The sequence below is a fragment of the Massilia norwichensis genome (assembly GCF_024753245.1).
Lineage (GTDB): Bacteria > Pseudomonadota > Gammaproteobacteria > Burkholderiales > Burkholderiaceae_D > Telluria > Telluria norwichensis.
On sequence record NZ_JANUGX010000010.1, the window covers coordinates 1 to 16,491 of the forward strand.

Annotated in this window: 12 protein-coding genes and 3 tRNA genes; 2 read left to right on the forward strand and 13 right to left on the reverse strand. The window is 63.4% G+C overall.

The features are described 5' to 3' along the window. Positions 1–63: 63 nt before the first annotated feature. Positions 64–774 carry an ABC transporter ATP-binding protein gene (locus NX782_RS10185; protein ID WP_258845341.1) on the reverse strand — a complete coding sequence of 237 codons (711 nt, stop codon included), beginning with the start codon at positions 772–774 and terminating at the stop codon, positions 64–66. Here NX782_RS10185 and NX782_RS10190 point away from each other — a divergent pair. Both NX782_RS10190 and mnmH read left to right on the forward strand, forming a co-directional pair. Then, positions 773–1,417, forward strand: coding sequence for an arylesterase (locus tag NX782_RS10190; RefSeq protein WP_258845342.1), 645 nt, complete (start codon positions 773–775; stop codon positions 1,415–1,417). The genes NX782_RS10185 and NX782_RS10190 overlap by 2 nt on opposite strands. 3 nt (positions 1,418–1,420) lie before the next feature. Continuing rightward, on the forward strand, positions 1,421–2,482 hold the full coding sequence (mnmH, locus tag NX782_RS10195; RefSeq protein WP_258845343.1) for a tRNA 2-selenouridine(34) synthase MnmH: 1,062 nt from the start codon (positions 1,421–1,423) through the stop codon (positions 2,480–2,482). Here the strand turns inward: mnmH and NX782_RS10200 are convergent. The 12 genes from NX782_RS10200 to NX782_RS10255 all read right to left on the reverse strand — a co-directional run bounded on the left by NX782_RS10200 (position 2,464) and on the right by NX782_RS10255 (position 16,421). Continuing rightward, the gene (locus tag NX782_RS10200; protein ID WP_258845344.1) at positions 2,464–2,895 is read right to left on the reverse strand and encodes a GNAT family N-acetyltransferase; all 432 of its coding nucleotides are present in this window, start codon (positions 2,893–2,895) and stop codon (positions 2,464–2,466) included. The genes mnmH and NX782_RS10200 overlap by 19 nt on opposite strands. Positions 2,896–2,973: 78 nt before the next feature. Next, positions 2,974–4,893, reverse strand: coding sequence for a SurA N-terminal domain-containing protein (locus NX782_RS10205; protein WP_258845345.1), 1,920 nt, complete (start codon positions 4,891–4,893; stop codon positions 2,974–2,976). Between the two features lie 87 nt (positions 4,894–4,980). After that, positions 4,981–5,057 (reverse strand) — tRNA-Asp (locus NX782_RS10210). Between the two features lie 33 nt (positions 5,058–5,090). Then, positions 5,091–5,167 (reverse strand) — tRNA-Asp (locus NX782_RS10215). A 47-nt stretch (positions 5,168–5,214) separates the two neighbouring features. Further along, positions 5,215–5,487 (reverse strand): HU family DNA-binding protein, encoded by a 273-nt coding sequence (locus NX782_RS10220; protein WP_047825070.1) that lies wholly within the window; start codon positions 5,485–5,487, stop codon positions 5,215–5,217. 299 nt (positions 5,488–5,786) lie between these two features. Then, the gene (gene lon / locus NX782_RS10225; protein ID WP_258845346.1) at positions 5,787–8,192 is read right to left on the reverse strand and encodes an endopeptidase La; all 2,406 of its coding nucleotides are present in this window, start codon (positions 8,190–8,192) and stop codon (positions 5,787–5,789) included. A 261-nt stretch (positions 8,193–8,453) separates the two neighbouring features. Then, complete coding sequence (clpX, locus tag NX782_RS10230; protein ID WP_258845347.1) at positions 8,454–9,725, reverse strand: ATP-dependent Clp protease ATP-binding subunit ClpX; 1,272 nt, start codon at positions 9,723–9,725, stop codon at positions 8,454–8,456. Between the two features lie 147 nt (positions 9,726–9,872). Further along, entirely contained in the window at positions 9,873–10,490 is a 618-nt protein-coding gene (gene clpP, locus NX782_RS10235; protein ID WP_197416444.1) for an ATP-dependent Clp endopeptidase proteolytic subunit ClpP, read from the reverse strand. Between the two features lie 90 nt (positions 10,491–10,580). Continuing rightward, on the reverse strand, positions 10,581–11,921 hold the full coding sequence (gene tig, locus NX782_RS10240) for a trigger factor (protein ID WP_258845348.1): 1,341 nt from the start codon (positions 11,919–11,921) through the stop codon (positions 10,581–10,583). A 31-nt stretch (positions 11,922–11,952) separates the two neighbouring features. After that, positions 11,953–12,039, reverse strand: a tRNA-Leu gene (locus NX782_RS10245). 153 nt (positions 12,040–12,192) lie between these two features. Continuing rightward, the gene (locus NX782_RS10250) at positions 12,193–15,279 is read right to left on the reverse strand and encodes an efflux RND transporter permease subunit (RefSeq protein WP_258845349.1); all 3,087 of its coding nucleotides are present in this window, start codon (positions 15,277–15,279) and stop codon (positions 12,193–12,195) included. Beyond that, positions 15,276–16,421, reverse strand: a complete 1,146-nt coding sequence (locus NX782_RS10255; RefSeq protein WP_258845351.1) for an efflux RND transporter periplasmic adaptor subunit — start codon at positions 16,419–16,421, stop codon at positions 15,276–15,278. Before NX782_RS10255 ends, NX782_RS10250 begins: the two co-directional genes overlap by 4 nt. Between the last annotated feature and the right edge of the window lie 70 nt (positions 16,422–16,491).

A 16,491-nucleotide genomic window follows, 5' to 3' on the forward strand; every position in this document is an offset into this window, starting at 1 on the left:
GGTGCCCACCCTACGTCCGGGTACCGGTAGGGTGGGCACCCCGTGCCCACGCGGACACCGGAATCACACCACCAGGCGCCCCGCCGCAATCGTCAAGGTCCGCCCGCAACGCGCCGCCATCGCCGGATCGTGCGTCACCAGCACCAGCGTCGAGCCGTGCTCGCGGTTCAGCTCGAACATCAGCTGGATCACCGCCTCGCCGGTGGCGGCATCGAGGCTGCCGGTGGGCTCGTCGGCGAACAGCAGCGGCGGATGCGTGACGAAGGCGCGCGCCAGGGCCACGCGCTGCTGCTCGCCGCCGGACAGGTATTTCGGATAGTGGCGCAGGCGGCTTTCGAGGCCGACCCGGCTCAGCATCGCCGCCGCCTTGTCGCGTGCGTCGCCGTCGCCGCGCAGTTCCAGCGGCAGCATCACGTTTTCCAGCGCGTTCAGGTGCGGCAGCAGCTGGAAGGACTGGAACACGAAGCCCAGCTTGGCCTTGCGGAAGGCGGCGCGGCCATCCTCGTCGAGGGCGAAGATATCGGTGCCGTCGAGCTTGACGGTGCCGCTGGACGGCGTGTCCAGACCGGCCAACAAGCCCAGCAGTGTCGACTTGCCGGAGCCGGAGGCGCCGACCAGGGCAAGCGTCTCGGCCGGTTGCACGGTAAAATCGACACTGTGCAGGATGGTGAGTTCGCCGCTGGCGTCCGCCACCCGCTTCGACAGGCCGGCAACTTCGATTGCCGGATGCCGGACACTTGTCTCACGTTTGGTAGCCTCGGGAATATCACGCATGCTTGCTCATCTCAATCTCAAAGTCAGGAAATGGACTGTCGGTACCCTGGCGGCCTTCGCGCTGGCCGCCTCCGGGAGCGCCTATTCTGCACCAAAAACCGTGCTGGTGGTGGGCGACAGCCTGTCCGCCGAATACGGCCTGGCGCGCGGCACAGGCTGGGTCGCCCTGCTCGAACAGAAACTGAAGGCGGCCAAGCTCGATGCGCGCATCGTCAACGCCAGCATCAGCGGCGACACCACCAGCGGCGGGCGCTCGCGCCTGCCGGCCCTGCTGGCCCAGCACAAGCCGAACGTCGTGGTGCTGGAACTGGGCGCCAACGACGGCCTGCGCGGCCTGCCGATCGCCTCGGCCGAAGACAACCTGCGCTCAATGATCGCGCTGTCGCAGCAGAACCAGGCCAAGGTGCTGCTGGTCGGCATCCGCATGCCGCCGAATTACGGCCGCGCCTATACCGAGCGCTTCACCGGCATGTACAAGGCGCTGTCGACGGAGCTGAAGGTGCCGCTGGTACCCTACATGCTGCAGGGCGTCGACCTCGTGCCCGCCAACTTCCAGGCCGACCGCATGCACCCGCTCGCGACCGCCCATCCCGTCATCCTCAATAACATCTGGCCGCAACTGGCGCCGCTCATCAAAAACTAACGAATGAAATACCCCGCTGTCCTCAGCTTCAACGACATCTTCCCGCAGCTCGACGCGTTCGACACCATCATCGACGCGCGCAGCGAATCGGAATACGCGCTCGACCACATCCCCGGCGCCATCAACTGCCCGGTGCTGAACGACGAGGAGCGCATCCTGGTCGGCACCACCTACAAGCAGGTCGGTTCCTTCGAAGCGAAACGGATCGGCGCGCCGCTGGTGGCGAAGAATATCGCGCGTTACATCGACACGCTGTTCGCCGACAAGCCGCGCGACTGGAAGCCGCTGGTCTACTGCTGGCGCGGCGGCAACCGCAGCGGTTCGATGGCGCACATCCTGGCCAAGGTCGGCTGGCCGGTGGTGCAGCTCGATGGCGGCTACAAGGCTTACCGCGCCTACGTCGCCGCGGCGCTGGAGAACCCGCCGGCGCTGTCCTTCCGCGTGGTCTGCGGCACCACCGGCAGCGGCAAGAGCCGGCTGCTGGAGACGCTGGACGCGATCGGCGCGCAGGTGCTCGACCTCGAACGCCTGGCTGCGCACCGCGGCTCGGTGCTGGGCCACCTGCCCGGCGAACCGCAGCCGACCCAGAAGATGTTCGAGACCCGCATCTGGGACAAGCTGCGCCGCTTCGATCCGAGCAAGCCGGTGTTCGTGGAATCGGAAAGCAAGAAGGTCGGCAACCTGCGCGTGCCGGACGCCGTCATGGAGCGGATGCGCGCTTCGCCTTGCATCGCGCTCACGCTGTCGCGGCCGAACCGGGTGCGCCTGCTGATGGAAGATTACCAGCACTTCTGCGCCGACCCGTCGAGCCTGAACGCCCAGCTGGATCATCTGGTGCAGCTGCACGGCCGCGCCAGGATCGATGCCTGGCACGAGATGGCCGAGGGCGGCCGCATACCGGAGCTGGTCGACGAGCTGCTGGTCGAGCATTACGATCCGGCCTACCTGCGTTCGATCGACCGTAACTTCGTGCAGTATCCACAGGCGCAGGTGCTGGAGCTGGGGGATATCGGCAAGGAGGATTTCCTGGCCGCGGCGCGCAGCCTTCAGTCGGCAGCAATGTAGCCGCGCGCGCCGGCCAGCTCCGGATCGTCGAAGATCGCCATCGCGGTGCTCATGCGCCGGAAGCCGAAGCGCGCATAAAATGCCTCCTTGCCGGGCACGGCGTACAGGATGATCTTTCTGTGCCCACGCGCCTGTTCCACCAGCCGCGCCACGATGGCCTTGCCGAGCCCTCTTCCCTGGTGGCTCGGCAGGATGGCGACATCGCACAGATACGCGGCGTCGACGCCGTCGCCCAGCACGCGGCCGGTCCCGACCAGGCTTCCATCATCGTAGACAAAACAGCGGTACAGGCTGTTCGTGAAGGCCGTGCGCAACAGCGCGGGCTCCTTGGTGCCCAGCGGCGCCAGGCGGATCACCTCGGACAGTTCCTTCCAGTCGACGCCATCCAGCGCGTCGCTCCAGTGCAAAGCCATGCCGTTTTCTCCTGTCGAATATGAAAAAAGCCCGGTCCGCTCACGCGTCCGGGCTTCATTGCTTGCTGCCTTGCTGGCTTACTCGGCGGCCTTCGCGCCCAGATCCACCGGCTTGACGTTCACCTTGGCCTTGGCCTTCTTCTTCAGGGCCTCGACGTAGCCGTACAGCTCGGCGTTGCCCACGGCGCGGGCGATCGCGTCGGCTTCCTGCTTGCGGCGCGCCTGGTCCGGCTGGGCCGGCTGCGTCACCTTGCCGATGCGGTACACGCCATAGCCCTGACCCGGCAGTTCGACGCCGACGTAGGCCGGCAGCTTGCTGACGTCGGCCTTCAGGACGGCCATCGCGGCGGTCGGGTTGATGGTCGGCTGCGGCATGGTGCGCGAGACGACTTTCACCTCACCGAAGCCGGTGGCGTCGCCCGATGCCTTGGCGGCGGCGATCCTGGCTTCGCCGGCCTGGCGTGCCAGGCGGATTTCTTCTTCCTGGGTCACGCGCTGACGGATCGCGCCTTCGACTTCGGCCAGCGGACGCTTGGTCGCCGGCTTGAACTCAAGCACGCGGCCCGCCACCAGGGTGGTCGGTGCCACTTCGATGGCGTCGGTGTTGCGCTTGTTGGCGATGGCGTCCTGCGAGAAGATCGCTTTCAGGAACTTGTCGTTGTTCACCAGCGGGTTGCCCACGGCCGGATTCGGCGTGCGGGTCAGACCTTCGACGGTCTGGATCGTGAGACCCAGCTTGTCGGCGGCCGGCTTCAGGCTGTCGGACTGCTCGTAGACGGTATTGGTGAAGGTCTCGGCCAGTTCCGTGTACTTGTTCGACAACTTGGTCTTCTTCAGTTCCGCGACGATCTCCGGCTTGGCCTCTTCCAGCGACTTCTGGGTCGAGGGCACGACCTTGGTCACCTTGACGATGTGGTAGCCGAAGTTCGAGCGCACCGGACCGCTGGTCTCGCCTTCCTTCAGACCGAAGATGGCGTCTTCAACCGGCTTGTCGAACAGGCCCTTCTCGACCACGCCGAGGTCGCCGCCGAGTTCGGCCGAGCCCGGATCCTGCGACTGTGCCTTGGCGATCTTCGCGAAGTCGGCCGGGTTCTTCTGCACCTCGGCCAGTATGGCTTGCGCCTTGGCCTTGGCGGCGGCGTCATCGGCCGGCTTGGCGTCCTTGGCCACGGTGATCAGGATGTGGCTGGCGGTACGCTTTTCCGGGGTCGAGAAGCGCGCCTTGTTCTTGTTGTAGAAATCGGTGGCTTCGGCGTCGCTGACGGTGACCAGCTTGTCGACGGCTTCCGGGTTCAGGACCACGTACTCGGCCTTGATGGTTTCCGGCACCTGGAACAGGGTCGCGTTCTTTTCGTAGTACGCCTTGACCATCTCGTCGGTGACCTTCACCTGCGCGGCGAAGCTCGTCGCCGGGAACAGCAGTTCCTGCACTTCGCGCTGCTGGTCGTTGATGTCCGACAGGCGGCCAGCGACCGAGCGCGGCGCGAAGGCGGTGGCGCCGACCGAGGCGGCCAGCTGCTGCACGGCCATCTGCTGGCGAATGCGCTGCTCGAAACCTTCGGCGGTCATGCCCTGCGAGCTCAGGAAAGCCTTGTAGGCGTCGATGTCGAAGCTGCCGTCAGGCTTGTTCAGGCCGGTCTGCTCGTGGATCGCCTTGACCAGGGCGGCGTTACCGATGGTGAGGTTGTTGCGGGCGACTTCGGCGTTGACGGCGCGCTCGGCCACCAGGCTGTCGAGCACTTCCTGCTTCGCTTCCGGGGTGTCGAACAGCTTCTGGTCGAACTGGGCGCCCATCATGGCGCGGGCCTGCTCGATCTGGCGGCGCTGGGCCGCTTCCCATTCCTGCTGCGTGATGGTGCGGCCGTCGACAGTGGCGACACCGTCTTTGCTGCCGCCACCTTCATACTGACTGACGCCGACGAGCACGAACGAAGGCAGGATCAGCAGGAGCAGCAGGAACTGCATCAGCCGCTGGTGGGTACGGATAAATTCAAACATGGTCAGCCAATCAAGGTTGAAAATGCGATTACAAAAAGCCGAAAAAAAAGGCGAACCGCGGTTCGCCTTTCTTTCACACCTAGCATCTGGCGGAGCGGACGGGGCTCGAACCCGCGACCCCCGGCGTGACAGGCCGGTATTCTAACCAACTGAACTACCGCTCCAGATTCTGTACTACCGATGCATCGACTTGTTGGTGGCGGAGCGGACGGGGCTCGAACCCGCGACCCCCGGCGTGACAGGCCGGTATTCTAACCAACTGAACTACCGCTCCACGCAATAAGGCGACACTTTCCGCTGCACCTCAGCGCAGCGAAGGCATTAGTTTACTGCATCTTTCAGGGCTTTACCAGCCTTAAATTTCGGGACCTTGGCGGCCTTGATCTTGATGGCTTCCTTGGTACGCGGATCGCGGCCGGTACGGGCAGCGCGTTCGCCGACGGTGAAGGTGCCGAAGCCGACCAGGGTCACGCTGTCGTTCTTCTTCAGGGTGTCGGTCACAGCGGTGATCATGGCGTCGAGGGCGCGTGCCGCAGAGGCTTTGGTCAGGTCCGCGGATTTCGCGATTTCTTCGATCAGTTCAGTTTTGTTCACTTCTTTCCCTCGTTAGACATTCGGCAAAAAACCGCAAGCGCGTATTAAACAAGGGGGCAATGCTTTATGTCAAGCAACGTTGCTGCAAAAGCGTCGTTCGAGCGTCGTAAACGACGTGGTTCCCACGTCTCAAAAACGTCATCCCCGCGTCTTAAAAACGTCGTCCCCGCGAAGGCGGGGACCCAAGTGCTGCATGCGTTATCGGCATGTTTGCAAACCTGGGTCCCCGCCTGCGCGGGGACGACGGGATAAGGCGGGGACGACGGGTAAGCGCCGCGACCGCGCTTAATGACGCATATTTAGTGCTTGACCACGCCGCCCTGCCCTTCGGCAGTCGCGGCCACTGGTGCCGCCACGGCAGGCACCTCGACCAGCGCCTCGGGCTGGCGTTCCAGCGCCACTTCCAGCACCTTCTCGATCCAGCGCACCGGCACGATCTCGAGCTTGTTCTTGACGTTGTCCGGGATGTCGGCCAGGTCCTTCACGTTCTGCTCGGGGATCAGCACCGTCTTGATGCCGCCGCGATGCGCCGCCAGCAGCTTCTCCTTCAGGCCGCCGATCGGCAGGACTTCGCCGCGCAGCGTGATCTCGCCGGTCATCGCCACGTCGGCGCGCACGGGGATGCCGGTGAAGGCCGACACCAGCGCCGTCGTCATGCCGATACCGGCCGACGGACCATCCTTCGGCGTCGCGCCTTCCGGCACGTGGATGTGGATGTCGGTCTTTTCGAAGGCTTCGGCCTTGATGCCGAAGCGCTGGGCACGCGAACGCACCACGGTGCGCGCTGCCTCGATCGATTCCTTCATCACGTCGCCCAGGGTACCGGTGCGGATGATGGCACCCTTGCCCGGCACGTTGACGGCTTCGATGGTCAGCAGGTCGCCGCCGACTTCGGTCCAGGCCAGACCAACCACCTGGCCGATCTGGTTTTCCTTCTCGGCCACGCCGAAGTCGAAGCGGCGCACGCCCAGGAACTTGTCCAGGTTCTTCGAGCCGACGATGACGCGCTTGCCATCCTTCTTCAGCAGCAGCATCTTGACGACCTTGCGGCAGATCTTCGAGATTTCGCGTTCCAGCGAACGCACGCCCGCTTCACGGGTGTAGTAGCGGATGATGTCGCGGATCGCGGACTCTTCGACCTTGATTTCCTCTTCCTTCAGGCCGTTGTTCTTGATCTGCTTCGGCAGCAGGTAACGCTGCGCGATGCTGGTCTTTTCGTCCTCGGTGTAACCCGACAGGCGGATCACTTCCATACGGTCGAGCAGCGCCGGCGGAATGTTGAACGAGTTCGAGGTCGCCACGAACATCACGTCCGACAGGTCGAAGTCGACTTCGACGTAGTGGTCGCTGAAGGTGTGGTTCTGCGCCGGGTCCAGCACTTCCAGCAGTGCCGAGCTCGGATCGCCGCGGAAGTCGGCACCCATTTTATCGATCTCGTCGAGCAGGAACAGCGGGTTGCGCACGCCGACTTTCGACAGCGATTGCAGCACCTTGCCCGGCATCGAGCCGATGTAGGTACGACGGTGACCGCGGATCTCGGCTTCGTCGCGCACGCCGCCCAGGGCCATGCGCACATACTTGCGGCCGGTCGCGCGGGCGATCGACTCGCCCAGCGAGGTTTTACCCACGCCCGGAGGACCGACGAAGCACAGGATCGGGGCCTTCAGCTTGTCGACGCGCTGCTGGACCGCGAGGTACTCGAGGATGCGTTCCTTGATCTTGTCGAGGCCGTAGTGGTCCGACTCCAGCACCTGCTGGGCCTTTTCCAGGTCGATGGTGACCTTGGATTTCTTCTTCCAAGGCAGGCCGACCAGGGTGTCGATGTAGTTGCGCACGACGGTGGCTTCGGCCGACATCGGCGACATCATCTTCAGCTTCTTGATCTCGGCCTGGGCTTTTTCCATGGCTTCCTTCGGCATCTTGGCTGCGATCACTTTCTTCTCGAGCTCTTCGATGTCGGCGCCGTCTTCGCCCTCACCCAGTTCCTTCTGGATGGCCTTGACCTGCTCGTTCAGGTAGTACTCGCGCTGCGATTTCTCCATCTGGCGCTTGACGCGGCCACGGATGCGCTTTTCGACCTGCAGGATGTCGAGTTCGCCTTCCAGCTGGCCGAGCAGGTGCTCAAGGCGCTTGGAGACGTTGAAGATCTCGAGGATGACCTGCTTCTGCTCGAGCTTGAGCGGCAGGTGGGCGGCAACGGTGTCGGCCAGGCGGCCGGCGTCGTCGATGCCGGCCAGCGAAGCCAGAATCTCGGGCGGGATCTTCTTGTTGAGTTTGACGTACTGGTCGAACTGCTGGACGATCGCGCGGCGCATCGCCTCGACTTCCGAATCGTCGCCGGTTTCGGAGTTGATCGGGGTCAGGTCGGCGACGAAGTGGCTCGGTGCGTCGGTGATGTGGTTGATACGGGCACGCTGCGCGCCTTCGACCAGCACCTTCACGGTACCGTCGGGCAGCTTCAGCATTTGCAGAATATTGGCCACGCAGCCGATCTCGTAGATGTCTGCGGCGGAAGGTTCGTCCTTGGCAGCGGCCTTTTGGGCTGCGAGCATGATGCTCTTACCCTGTTCCATCGCGGCTTCGAGCGCCTTGATCGATTTCGGGCGGCCGACGAACAGAGGTATCACCATATGCGGAAACACGACCACGTCGCGCAATGGCAGCAGCGGCAAGGTCATCTGTTCAGTAAATTTAGTAGTGGTCATGGCATACCTTATAAAAAGCGTGTTGACGATGTGGGGCGCACAGCGTCGGAACACAAGACCGGCCTCAAAATTATTTTCCGCAATAAATGCGGCAATCTAATATAGCCGTTCCGACAAAAGCGTTATTCAAATAAAAAAGCCACTACGCGACCAGGGTCACGAGTGGCTTTCCGTTTGAAGCCGTGGTCTTTTGTTGAGATAAATTGTACCGCCAAGAATCAGCGTTTCAAGACCTTTTGTGTTGTGTGCGCGAGGAAATTTTTAATTTTCCCCAGCGGCTTTCGGCGATTCGCTATAAATCAGCAAAGGTTTCGCGCCATTCGTGATCGTATTTTCATCGATCACGACTTTCACGACATTTTGCTGACTCGGCAATTCATACATCACATCCAGCAGCGCGTGTTCCAGGATCGAACGCAGGCCACGTGCGCCGGTCTTGCGCGCCAGTGCTTTCTTGGCAATCGCGTGCAGGGCCGCCGGGCGGATTTCGAGTTCCGCGCCTTCCATGTCCAGCAGTTTCGAATACTGCTTGATGAGCGCGTTCTTCGGCTCGACCAGGATCTGGATCAGCGCTTCTTCGGTCAGCTCGGCGAGCGTGGCCACGACCGGCAGACGGCCCACCAGTTCCGGAATCAGGCCGAACTTGACCAGGTCTTCCGGCTCGGCTTCCATCAGCACGTCGCTGACCGAACGCGAGGTCTGGCTCTTGACGTTGGCGCCGAAGCCGATGCCCGACTTTTCCGAACGGTTCTGAACGATCTTGTCGAGGCCGTCGAAAGCGCCGCCACAGATGAACAGGATGTTGGTGGTGTCGATCTGCACGAAGTCCTGGTTCGGGTGCTTGCGCCCGCCCTGCGGCGGCACCGAGGCCATGGTGCCCTCGATCAGTTTCAGCAGCGCCTGCTGCACGCCCTCGCCCGACACGTCGCGGGTGATCGACGGGTTGTCCGACTTGCGCGAAATCTTGTCGATCTCGTCGATGTAGACGATGCCGCGCTGGGCCTTCTCGACTTCGTAATTACAGCTCTGCAGCAGCTTCTGAATGATGTTCTCGACGTCCTCACCCACGTAGCCGGCTTCGGTCAGCGTGGTCGCATCGGCGATGACGAAGGGGACGTTCAGGGTGCGCGCCAGGGTCTGGGCCAGCAGCGTCTTGCCGGAACCAGTCGGGCCCACCAGTAGGATATTGCTCTTGGACAGCTCGATGTCGTCCTTCTTGCCCAAGTGCTTGAGGCGCTTGTAGTGGTTGTACACCGCCACCGACAGGATGCGCTTGGCCGTCTGCTGGCCGATCACGTACTGGTCGAGCAGTTCGGCGATCTCGTGCGGGCTCGGCAGGTCGGACTTGGCGCCACCAGCCACCGATTCCACGTTCGAGGTCTCGTCACGGATGATGTCGTTGCACAGATCGATGCACTCATCGCAGATGAAGACCGACGGTCCCGCGATGAGCTTCTTCACCTCATGCTGGCTCTTGCCGCAGAAGGAGCAGTACAGGAGTTTTTCACCGCTGGAGGATTTTTTGTCAGACATGGGGCAAGTTTCTGTTGAATTGCTGTGAATATAACGCTAATACGGGTGCGCAACAAGCGCGCACGTCTCCATGCTACCCGAAATAAAAAAAGAACGCCCGATCCGCTGTTGCGCTCGGGCGTCTTTCAGCAACATCTAAGTGGAGGCTTATGCGCGATTGGTCAAGACCCGATCGATCAGACCGTATTCCACGGCTTCCTCACTCGACATGAAGCGGTCGCGGTCGGTGTCTTTGTGGATCTGTTCGATGGTCTGGCCGGTGTTGTCCGCCATGATGCGGGCCAGGCGCTCGCGCAGGTACAGGATTTCCTTGGCCTGGATTTCGATATCCGACGCCATGCCCTGCGAACCGCCGGACGGCTGGTGAATCATGACGCGCGAGTTCGGCAGCGAGAAACGCTTGCCCTTGGCGCCGGCTGCCAGCAGGAAGGCACCCATCGAGGCCGCCAGGCCCGTGCACAGGGTCGACACATCCGGCTTGATGAAGTTCATCGTGTCGAAGATGGCCAGGCCAGCCGACACCGAACCGCCCGGCGAGTTGATGTAGAGCGAAATATCCTTGTCCGGATTTTCGCTTTCCAGGAACAGCAGCTGGGCCACGATGAGGTTGGCCATCTGGTCGTTGACAGGGCCAACCAGGAAGATCACGCGCTCCTTCAGCAGGCGCGAGTAGATGTCGTAGGCGCGCTCGCCGCGGCCGCTCTGCTCGATCACCATCGGCACCAGACCGAGGGCTTGGGTATCCAACGCAGGATTACGATTCATACCTGTCACTTTCCTTAAAGAAGAGTTAAAGAAGCCCGGGACCAGCGATCGCCGGCGGCCGGGCTTCAGAGGACTAGCTTACACCGAAGCTCAGGCTTGCGGCGCGCTGCCCATCAGCTCGTCAAAGGCGATGTCCTTGGTCGTCACCTTTGCCTTGCCCAGCACATAGTTAACGACGTTTTCTTCCAATACAAGAGCTTCGATCTCGCCCAGACGACGGCGATCGCTATAGTAATACTTCAGGACTTCTTTCGGGTCTTCGTAGCTTTGCGCGAAGTCTTCGATCTGCGACTTCACCTGCTCCTGGGTTGCCTGCAGGTTGTTTTCCTGCACCAGTTGCGACAGGATCAGACCCAGGCGCACGCGGCGCTCGGCCTTGGTGGCGAACAGGTCGGCCGGGAACGGCAGGCTCTTCACGTCCATGCCGCGCTGGGCCATGTCCTGGCGCGTCTGCTCGGCCAGACGCTGCGAATCCTGCTCGATCATGACCTTCGGCACGTCCATTTCGGTGGCCTTGACCAGCGCATCCATCACGGCTTCCTTGTTGCGGGCCTTGATGCGGGCGGTGACTTCACGCTCCAGGTTGACCTTGATGTCTTCGCGCATCTTCTCGACGCTGCCGTCTTCGATGCCCAGCGACTTGGCGAACTCGGCGTCGACTTCCGGCAGGTGCGCCCACTCCAGCTTCTTCAGGGTGATGGTGAACTCGGCGGTTTTACCGGCGACATCCTTGCCGTGGTAATCCTCCGGGAAGGCCAGCGGGAAGGTCTTGCTTTCGCCGACTTTCAGGCCGACGGTGGCGGCTTCGAATTCCGGCAGCATGCGGCCTTCGCCCAGCACGAATGCATAGTTGTCGGCCTTGCCGCCGGCGAATTCGACGCCGTCGATGCTGCCGACGAAGTCGACGGTCACGCGGTCGCCGTTGGCGGCCACCGGCTCGCCGCCGTCGCCGTGCTCGCCTGCCTCACCCTTGGTGTGGAAGTGCACGCGCTGCTTGCGCAGGATGTCGATGGTCTTGTCGATTTCGGCGTCCGACACCTCGGCCTTGGCGGTCTCGACTTCGATGCCGGCCAGGTCAGGCAGGCTCACTTCCGGGTAGACTTCGAAAGTGGCGTCGAAAGCCAGCATGCCTTCCGGCGCGTCCTGCTTCGGCTCGATTTTCGGCATGCCGGCAACGCGCAGCTGGTTTTCTTCGGCAGCCTGGCCGAAAGCCTGGCCGACCTTGTCGTTCAGCACGTCGGATTCGATCTGGAAGCCGTACTGAGCCGCAACCATTTTCAGGGGCACTTTGCCCGGACGGAAGCCCGGAGCACGAGCGGTCTTGGCCTGCACTTTGAGGCGCTTTTCAACTTCCGTACGTACGTCGCTCAGCGGAAAAGTAAGAGTCAAGCGACGCTCGAGTTTACCCAGGTTTTCGACTGCAGTTGCCATTGTTAAAATCGTCCAAAAAAATAATTATTCGTGGTGCGAGGAGGGGGACTCGAACCCCCACACCATTGCTGGCGTCAGGACCTAAACCTGGTGCGTCTACCAATTTCGCCATCCTCGCGCAGGATTGCATTTTGCCGCAAAAACAAAGGGCGCCCGTGCGTAAAACCGGTCGCCCTGCACTCCGCTGTTTAGGGGCTACAACTTCAACCAGTTATTTTACTGGATTTTCTGACACCATTGGGGATTTTTGAAACGTGCGCAATGGATGAGCTCATTGCGGCTTTTTCACCCTGAACCATGCCGCATACAATGCGGGCAGGAACAACAGCGTCAGCGCCGTCGCCACCAGCAGGCCACCCATGATCGCCACCGCCATCGGCCCCCAGAATACCGAGCGCGACAGCGGAATCATCGCCAGTGCCGCCGCCGCTGCCGTCAGCAGGATCGGGCGGCAACGCCGCACCGCCGCTTCGACGATCGCCTCCCAGGCCGCGACGCCTTCGGCGATGCTGGTTTCGATCTGGTCGACCAGGATCACGGAATTCCGGATGATCATGCCGAACAGCGCGATCACACCCAGGTTAGCGACGAAGCCAAACGGCCGATCCAGCAACAGCAAGGCCATCGCGGCCCCGGCCACGCCCAGCGGCCCGGTCAGGAACACCAGCAGCGCGCGCGAGAAGCTGTGCAGCTGCAGCATCAACAGCGTGAACACGATGAACAGCACCAAGGGCACATTCGCCGAGATCGACGCTTCCGCCTCCGAACTGTCGGCCGCAGCCCCTTCCAGCGTGATGCGGTAGCCGGCCGGCAGCTTGGCGCGCAGCGCCTCCAGCTTGTGCCCGACCTGGGTCGACACGGTCGGGCCCTGGATACCCTCGACCACGTCCGACTGCACCATGATCGCCCACTCGCGGCCCTGGCGCCAGACCACGCCCGGCTCCCACACGAATTCGATGCGCGCCACCTGCGACAGCGGCACCGCGCGCCCGGACGGCGTCGGGATATTGGTGTTGGCCAGCACCGACATGGTCGAGCGCTCTTCGATCGGCTGGCGCACGGCGATGTCGATCAGGCGGTTACTCTCGCGGAACTGGCCGATGGTCGTCCCCGACAGCACGGTGGCGACGGTGCGGCGCACCGCCTGGCTGGTCACGCCCAGCGCGCGCAGCTTGTCCTGGTCGAGATCGAGGCGCAGCACCTTGACCGACTCGTTCCAGTTGTCGTTGACGCCGACCGCGTTCGGGTTCGCGCGCAGCACTTCCTTGACCTGGTCGGCCACGCCGCGCACCACGGCGATGTCCGGCCCCGACACCTGGAACTGCACCGGATACGGTACCGGCGGGCCGTTCGGCAGCAGCTTCACGCGCCCGCGCACTTCCGGAAAATCGTTCTTCAGCACGAGCTGGATCTTGCGCATCAGGCTCTCGCGTTCGTGCGCGGACTTCGGCAGCACCACCAGTTGCGAAACGTTCGACTGCGGAAAGATCTGGTCCAGCGGCAGGTAGAAGCGCGGACTGCCGGTGCCGACATAGCTGGTCACGCTGTCGAGTTCCGGCTGGCGCCGCACCCATCCCTCGAACTTCTTGACCAGGGCCTCGTTGGCCGCGAAGCTGGTCCCTTCCGGCAGCCACATCTCGACCATCAGCTCGGGGCGGCTGGAATCCGGGAAGAACTGCTTCTCGATGAACTTGAAGCCGAACACACCCAGCGCGAACACCGCCAGCGACAGCGCGATGGTCGTCATGCGGAACGTCACGCACCAGTTGACCACGCGCCGGAAGCGGTTATAGGCCGGCGTGTCGAACACATCGTGGCCACCATGCTCGCCGCCTGGGTGCGGCTGCACCTTCAGCAAAATGAAACCGATGTAGGGCGTGAAGGTCACCGCCACCACCCACGACACCACCAGCGCGATCGCATTCACCGAGAACATCGAGAAGGTGTACTCGCCGGCCGCCGACTTGGCCAGGCCGATCGGCAGGAAGCCGGCGGCCGTGATCAGGGTCCCGGTCAGCATCGGGAAGGCGGTCGAGGTGTAGGCGAAGGTGGCCGCCTCGAAGCGCGACATGCCCTCCTCCATCTTCCGCACCATCATTTCGACGGCGATGATGGCGTCGTCGACCAGCAGACCGAGGGCGATGATCAGCGCGCCCAACGACACCTTGTGCAGCGAAATGTCGAAGATCCGCATGAAGAAGAAGGTAATCGCCAGCACCAGCGGAATCGTCAGCGCCACCACCAGGCCCGGGCGCACGTCGATGCGCCAGCGCGGCTTGCTGTGCAGGCCCAGCGCCAGGAAGGAGACGATCAGCACGATCACCACCGCCTCGATCAGCGTGTGCATGAATTCGGAAACCGAGGCCGTGACCGCCGCCGGCTGGTTCGACACGCGTTCCAGCTCGATGCCGACCGGGAGCTGGGCACGGATGCGCGCCACCGTGTCTTCGAGCCCCGTGCCGAGCTGGATGATGTTGCCGCCCTTTTCCATCGACACGCCCAGGCCGATCACTTCCTTGCCGTTGAAGCGCATCTTTTCGCGCGGCGGATCCTCGTAGGCGCGCTGCACGGTGGCGAAATCGCCGAGGCGGAAGGTGGTATTCCCGGCGCGCAGGCTGAGGTTCTCCAGCTGTTGTACGGTTTTCAGGGCGCCGGTCACGCGCACCTGCAGGTTCTCGCTCGGCGTCACCAGCACGCCGGCCGACTCGACCCCGTTCTGGGTCGCGATCTGGTTGACGATGGCGTCGAAGGGGATGCCCAGCTGGGCGAACTTCTGCTGCGAGAACAGGATGTTGACCTTCTCGGCCTGCACCCCGAACTGCTCGACCTTGGCGACCAGCGGCACATTGAGTAACTGCTGACGCACGAAGTCGGCGTAATCGCGCATCTCGGCATAGGTGAAGCCGTCGCCGGAGAGCGCGAAGATGGAGCCGTAGGTATCGCCGAATTCGTCGTTGAAGAAGGGACCGATCACACCCTGCGGCAGCGTGAGCGCGATGTCGCCGATCTTCTTGCGCACCTGGTACCAGGTCGGCGGGACTTCTTTCGGCGGCGTCGATTCGCGCAGCTCGAGGATGATCGTGGTTTCGCCCGGCTTGGAGAAGCTGCGGATCTTGTCGACGTAAGGCGTTTCCTGCAGCTTGCGCTCGAGCGGGTCGGTAACCTGCTGGGCCATCTGCACCGCGGTGGCGCCGGGCCAGCGGGCCTGGATCACCATCGCGCGGAAGGTGAAGGGCGGGTCCTCGTCCTGGCCCAGCTGCTGGTAACCGATGATGCCGGCCAGGAGCAGAACCGCGATCAGGTAGCGCGTCAGCGGGATGTTTTCCAGCGCCCAGCGCGACAGATTGAAATGCTTCATTTGCCGCCCGCCGCCGGCGTGCCCGCCGCTTCGGTTTCCGCATCGGCGCGGCGCGCCACGTCGGCGGTCAGGATCCTGACCTTCTGGCCGGGCTTGAGCAGATTGACGCCGGCCGTGACGATGGTCTGGCCGGGCTGGACGCCGCCGCTCAGCAGCACGTCGTTGCCGGCCACGCCGCCGACCTGCACCGGCTGCAGCCTGACGGCGTTGTTCTCGACCACCCAGACCGCGCTGGCACCCTTGTTCTGCACCAGGCTCGAAAGCGGCACGCGCAACTGGCTGCCGCCGGCGGCCTGGCGCTGGATCTCGACCACGGCCGTCATCCCGAGGCGCACGTCCTCGCTGGCCGGGATCGAGACCTTGACGGTATAGGTGCGGGTGGCGGGATCGGCCACCGGCGCGACTTCGCGGATCTTGCCCGGAATGCTGCGGTCCGGGTCGGCCCACAGGCGCACCTTGACCTGGTCGGCGTGGCGCAGCTCGTCGACCTGGTCTTCCGGCACGCCGATCACGACTTCCTTCTCGTCGGTGCGCGCCACCCGCACCACCGGGGTGCCGGCCTGCACCACCTGCCCGACCTCGGCGTCGATGCCGGTCACCACGCCGTCGGTATCCGCTTCCAGGCTGGCGTAACCGGTCTGGTTGGCCTGTTCGCGCGACTGCGCGCGCGCCGCCTCGACGCTGGCCTGGGCCGAGCGCGCCGCCGCGACCTTCTGGTCGAGCACCGCCTGGCTGACGAAATTCTGGCTGCGCAGGTCCTGGTAGCGTTTCAGCTCGGCGCGCGCCAGCTCATAACTGGTCTGGGCTGCGCGCAGGCTGGCCTGGGCCTGGGTTTGTCCGAGCCGCAGGTCTTGCGGATCGAGCTGCATCAGCACGGTGCCGCGCTTGACGCTGGAACCGACGTCCACCTTGCGCGCACTGATCTTGCCGCCGACCCGGAAACCCAGGCGCGACTCGTAGCGCGGGCGGACGTCGCCGGAAAAGGTGGTGCTGGCGTTGATGCCGCCGGCCGCCAGGGTCAGCGCGCGCACCGGGCGCACGTCTTCCGGCGGCGGCGCCTCCTTCGAGCAGCCAGCCAGCAGGGACAGCGCAACGGACGCGGCGATCAGGGAACGCGAGAGCGGAATACGGGGTAGGTGCACAGTGATTTCCTCTTGGAGGCAGGCCGCGCTGGCGCGGCAAAGGCGGCGACGATATTCTTTTATTAAATCC

Bases quoted from the DNA above. Each gene is read 5' to 3' on its own strand.
- NX782_RS10190 (WP_258845342.1), top strand. From the start codon at position 773: ATGCTTGCTCATCTCAATCTCAAAGTCAGGAAATGGACTGTCGGTACC.
- NX782_RS10185 (WP_258845341.1), bottom strand. From the start codon at position 774: ATGCGTGATATTCCCGAGGCTACCAAACGTGAGACAAGTGTCCGGCAT.
- mnmH (WP_258845343.1), top strand. From the start codon at position 1,421: ATGAAATACCCCGCTGTCCTCAGCTTCAACGACATCTTCCCGCAGCTC.
- NX782_RS10200 (WP_258845344.1), bottom strand. From the start codon at position 2,895: ATGGCTTTGCACTGGAGCGACGCGCTGGATGGCGTCGACTGGAAGGAA.
- NX782_RS10205 (WP_258845345.1), bottom strand. From the start codon at position 4,893: ATGTTTGAATTTATCCGTACCCACCAGCGGCTGATGCAGTTCCTGCTG.
- lon (WP_258845346.1), bottom strand. From the start codon at position 8,192: ATGACCACTACTAAATTTACTGAACAGATGACCTTGCCGCTGCTGCCA.
- clpX (WP_258845347.1), bottom strand. From the start codon at position 9,725: ATGTCTGACAAAAAATCCTCCAGCGGTGAAAAACTCCTGTACTGCTCC.
- clpP (WP_197416444.1), bottom strand. From the start codon at position 10,490: ATGAATCGTAATCCTGCGTTGGATACCCAAGCCCTCGGTCTGGTGCCG.
- tig (WP_258845348.1), bottom strand. From the start codon at position 11,921: ATGGCAACTGCAGTCGAAAACCTGGGTAAACTCGAGCGTCGCTTGACT.
- NX782_RS10250 (WP_258845349.1), bottom strand. From the start codon at position 15,279: ATGAAGCATTTCAATCTGTCGCGCTGGGCGCTGGAAAACATCCCGCTG.